This is a genomic window from Mycolicibacterium arseniciresistens, assembly GCF_030519285.1.
Taxonomy (GTDB): domain Bacteria; phylum Actinomycetota; class Actinomycetes; order Mycobacteriales; family Mycobacteriaceae; genus Mycobacterium; species Mycobacterium arseniciresistens.
In genome coordinates this window covers 1-4,193 of record NZ_JAUMSQ010000393.1, presented here as the reverse complement: position 1 = coordinate 4,193, position 4,193 = coordinate 1, and the positions used below count along the sequence as shown (strand labels likewise).

The window sequence follows — 4,193 nt, the reverse complement described above, 5'->3', positions numbered from 1 at the left end:
GGCCCCAGCTCCCGCACCGTCAGCGCGACCTCCCCCGCGCGCAGGCGCCGGCGGGCACGGGCATCCGGTGGCGGGTAGTCGAGTTTGCGCACCGCGCCGTCGGCCGCCTGCGCCACCGTCTGCAGCACCCCGACACCGTCGAACAGGCAGTGCGAGCCGACCAGGCTGACCGCGGTCGAGCCGTCGGACATCGGCAGCACGCCGAGGTGCCAGCCGGGGCCCGACTCGGGATCGACCGGCACCTGGGCGCGTTCGTCGATCCAGTCGCTGAGTTCGGAGCGAGGCCGGACGCCGTCGGCGATGGCGAGGTCGGTGGCAGGTCCCGTCGAGCTCACCCACCGGTGCCTGCCGAAGGGCAGGGCCGACCGCTCGATGCGCCGGCCCGCGAGACCGTAGCCGAAGTTCTGGTGGAAGGCCTTCAGCCCGGCGTGGTCCACCGGATGCTCGTAGAGCCAGACCAACTGGGTGAGCTGCGCGCGGCCGGTCGCCTGCTGCGAGAGGAACGTCGCCTGGTCGAGGTAGGCCAGCCGGTGGTCGGTCATCTAGAAGACCACGCCGTCGAGTCCGAATTCGGACAGCGTGTGCTCGACGAGCCGGCGCAGGCCGGCCTTCGAATTCGGCGCACCCGCCTGGTAGCCGATGACGGCGATCGAGATGCGCCCGTTGATCCTGGCGCCGACGACGGTCAGCAGGCCGTGCCGCTGTTCGAGCACCCGCAGCGTGATGTGCTGGTCGACTCCTCGCATGAACACGTATTCGGCATCCGTGCCGTCGGCGCGGCCGATCTCGGCGGGCAGGTCGCCGAGGTTGGAACACGACACCGGATGGTCGGCGAAGCCGAACGCCGATTCTGCGGCGGCCTTCACCGCCCGCCTCGGCAGGAACGGCACCAGGGGCAGCAGTTGCAGGGCACCGTCCGGCTCGTCGCCGAGCGCGGCGAGGGAACGCTTGAGCTCTGCGCGCGCCCGGGACAGGTCGCGCGTGACATCCGACGGGTCGATGCGGACGTTGGCCAGCTTCACCGCGTTGGCGCGCGTGTCGTCCAGGTCGGCGCGGTCGTTGATCGGGACGATCAGCGGCACCTCTCCTTCGGCGCCGGTGCGGCCCATGGCTTCGGCGAGTCGCGCCGCGAAGCCTGCGAGCAGCGAGTAGGTGTTGCCCCCGAGGGCGCTCGCCCGCGCGTCCCAGTCGGCGATGTCGAGGAAGGCCGTGACGGCCGGTACCGCGACGTGACGGGTGTTGTCGAGGTGAACGGCACGCTTTGTACGCCGGTCCTTCGGCGCCTTGCCCGCGGTTCTGTTGCGACGGGCCAATTTTCCGGCAGCGGCGAGGGTCCGGCCCACCTCGGGCAGATCCCGGATCAGCTGGCGGGCATCCTGCGCGAGCGCTTCGCGGCGGGTGCGCGATCCCCGCGGCGGATAACCGAAGTCGTACACGTTGCCGGTGGCGGCGCTGAGCACCGTGAGCAGGGCGCCACCGCCGTCGCCGAGGCAGTGCGACCCGACGAGGCTGACCGCCGTGGACCCGTCGGTCATCGGGAGCACGCCGAGGTGCCAGCCCGGTCCCCACTCGGGATCGACCGGCAGCACCGCTCTCTCGTCGATCCAGTCACCGAGTTCGGCACGCGGCCGTGGACGCTCGGCGACGTCGATGCCCGGCGCCACGCCCGGCGACGCCACCCAGCGGTGCCTGCCGAACGGCAGTACCGAACGCTCGATCCGCCGACCGGCCAAGCCATGACCGAAATTGCGGCCGAACCGCTCAAGGCCGTCGAGATCGACGGGGTGCTCGTAGATCCACACGCACTGCATCACCGCTGCCTGACCCGTGGCCCGCAGCCCGAGATACATCGCCTGATCCAGGTAGGCGAGCCGGTCGTCGCGCTGTGCCACGCGGCGGCGGGCGGGCGCGGCCACCGTCGCGGCCGCTGCGTCGATCGCCATCGTCAGCCCCCGGCGACCGGCGTCAGTCCGGGACGAGATGTGCTGTGGTGACGTGTCATTCCATGGCGGTGCGCCGCGGGCGCCGTCGCGCCGTCACCGTCGGCGACCCGCGCGAACACGCTCTTCATCGCCTGCAGGTACCGCTGCAGCGAGTCCCGCGCGACCGGATTGTCGGGGAACGCCACGGTCACCACGGTCTCCCGGTCGGTGCGGTTCACCCACATCCCGATCTGATCAGCGGATCGGCTGTCGCAGAACAATTTTCCGTTCATCGCCTCCCACTCCGCGATGATGGCCGGGGACAACGGCGGAAGGGCGGCGTCGAGGTAGGACACCATCGCGGCGCCAGGACCCGGCGCGCGCATACCCAGCGGCCGCGCGGCGAGTTCGAGGATCCGTTCGACGGGTACGTGCGCGAGGTGCGACCCGCTGTCGAAGGACGACTGCGCGCTGCGCGCGGTGTCGGCGAAGGACTGCGCGTCGACCGGCACGGTGATCGGCACCAGGCCGGCGAACCACCCGGTGGTCATGAACTCCGCCGTGGTCCGTCGGGTGGTCACCGGGGTGACGACGTGATAGGTCGGCGCGCCGGTGAACTGGTGGTCGGTCAGGGCGGCGCAGGCGAAGACTCCCCCGCTGAACCGGACGCCGAGGTTGGTGCACACCGCGTCGAAGCGCCGGGTCTGCGCGGCATCGAGCAACTGGACGACCACCATGTCGCCGCCGCACGGGACCGAGAGGTCGCCCAGCGGCAGCGGGAAGCGCGGCAGGATGCCGTCGCCGTCCTCGGCGAACCGGACCCACTCCCGGACCTCGGGCGAATCCAGGGTGAGTGCCGAGGTGTACTCACGCTGGCGCAGGCAGTAGTCGTCGTAGCTGCCCGCGTCCTCCAGGGCGAACGGCGCCCCGCCGGTGACCAGCGTCTGGTACATCATGTGGATCTCGACGAGCACCAGGCACATGAACAACGCGTCGGTGTGGACGTGGTCGACACTGATGTAGAACGTGAAGTGGTTCTTGCGCTGGATGATCCCGAAGTTGACGCAGTCGAACTGCAGCGGATCGGGCGTGCCGAGGATGTGCTCGCGCCACTGCGCAGCCGCCATCTCACCGTGCGCGGTAGGCACGAACTTAAGGTCGCGGGGATTCTGCAGCGTGCGCCGGATGATGCCGCCGTCGGCGGCCATCTCGAACCGGCTGTGATAGGTGTCGTGCCGCCGGACGTAGGCGTTGAGGACGTGCGTCATCGCACGCAGGTCACACTGGCCCGGCATGTCCCACGCGGGGATGTTCAGGCGCGCCATGTCCGCACCGGCGGCTTTCCGCCGCAGGAACGTCCGGATGTGCTGCTCCTGCTGGTAACTCGGCGGGACCGCACTGATCGGCGCGTTGCCGATCTTGGCCATCGTGGCCGGCGACGGGTGCCAGGACACCACCTCGCCCGGCTCCCCCGCCCAGTCGTGGACGGATCTCAACGCGACCATCGGCTCTTCCTCCTCACGAGACAACCGCCGGCACATGCTCGTCCGCCAGCACCGTCGCCAGATGCTCCGCGAGGGCGCGCGCGGTGGTGATGTCGCTCGTGGCGACCCTGATCCCGGTCTCCGCCTCGATCCTGGTGCGGACCTCGAGCACGCCGAGGGAGTCGAGGCCGTACTGCGCGAGCGGACGGTCGAGGTCGACGGTGCGGCGCAGGATGAGACCGATCTGGTCGGCGATCAGCCGGCGCAACCGCCCACTCCACTCCTCGGCGGGCAGGTTGCGTAGCTCGCTGAGGAACGAACTGCCCGCCTGTCGGCCGTCGCCGGCATTCCGGAACGCCTCGGCGAACTTGCTGCGCTGCGCGAACCCGGTCAGCCACGCCGCACCCGCGACCGGGGCGTAGCCGGTGTGGGCGCGGTTGTGCCGCAACAGCGTCTCCAGCGCATGGGCGCCGTCGTCCGGCGCGATCGCCATCGCGGCGTCTTCCGCCAGCACCTGGCCGCGGCCGATCTCGGCCCACGCACCCCACGCGATCGAGTGCGCGGGCAGACCGCGGGCCCGGCGCCAGCGCGTGAAGCCGTCGAGCCAGCTGTTGGCCGCGGCGTAGGCGCCCTGTCCGGGCGAGCCGACCAGCGCGGCCGCCGACGAGAAGGAACAGAACCAGTCCAGTGGCTGGTCGAGCGTCGCCTCGTGCAGATGCCAGGCGCCAAGCACCTTCGGCGCCCACACCCGCTCGATCAGGTCGTCGGTGATGTTGCCGAGCGTGGC

General features: G+C 70.8%; 3 protein-coding genes and 1 pseudogene. All 4 read right to left on the bottom strand.

All coding sequences use genetic code 11. From position 1 onward, the window contains the following. Positions 1-542: pseudogene (locus tag Q2100_RS29085) on the bottom strand (hypothetical protein); the annotation flags it as partial. Then, the gene (locus Q2100_RS29080) at positions 543-1,943 is read right to left on the bottom strand and encodes a hypothetical protein (protein WP_302916826.1); all 1,401 of its coding nucleotides are present in this window, start codon (positions 1,941-1,943) and stop codon (positions 543-545) included. Between the two features lie 2 nt (positions 1,944-1,945). Next, positions 1,946-3,427 (bottom strand): condensation domain-containing protein, encoded by a 1,482-nt coding sequence (locus Q2100_RS29075; protein WP_302916825.1) that lies wholly within the window; start codon positions 3,425-3,427, stop codon positions 1,946-1,948. A 13-nt stretch (positions 3,428-3,440) separates the two neighbouring features. Then, a partial coding sequence (locus tag Q2100_RS29070; RefSeq protein ID WP_302916824.1) for a KR domain-containing protein occupies positions 3,441-4,193 on the bottom strand: 753 nt, incomplete at its 5' end.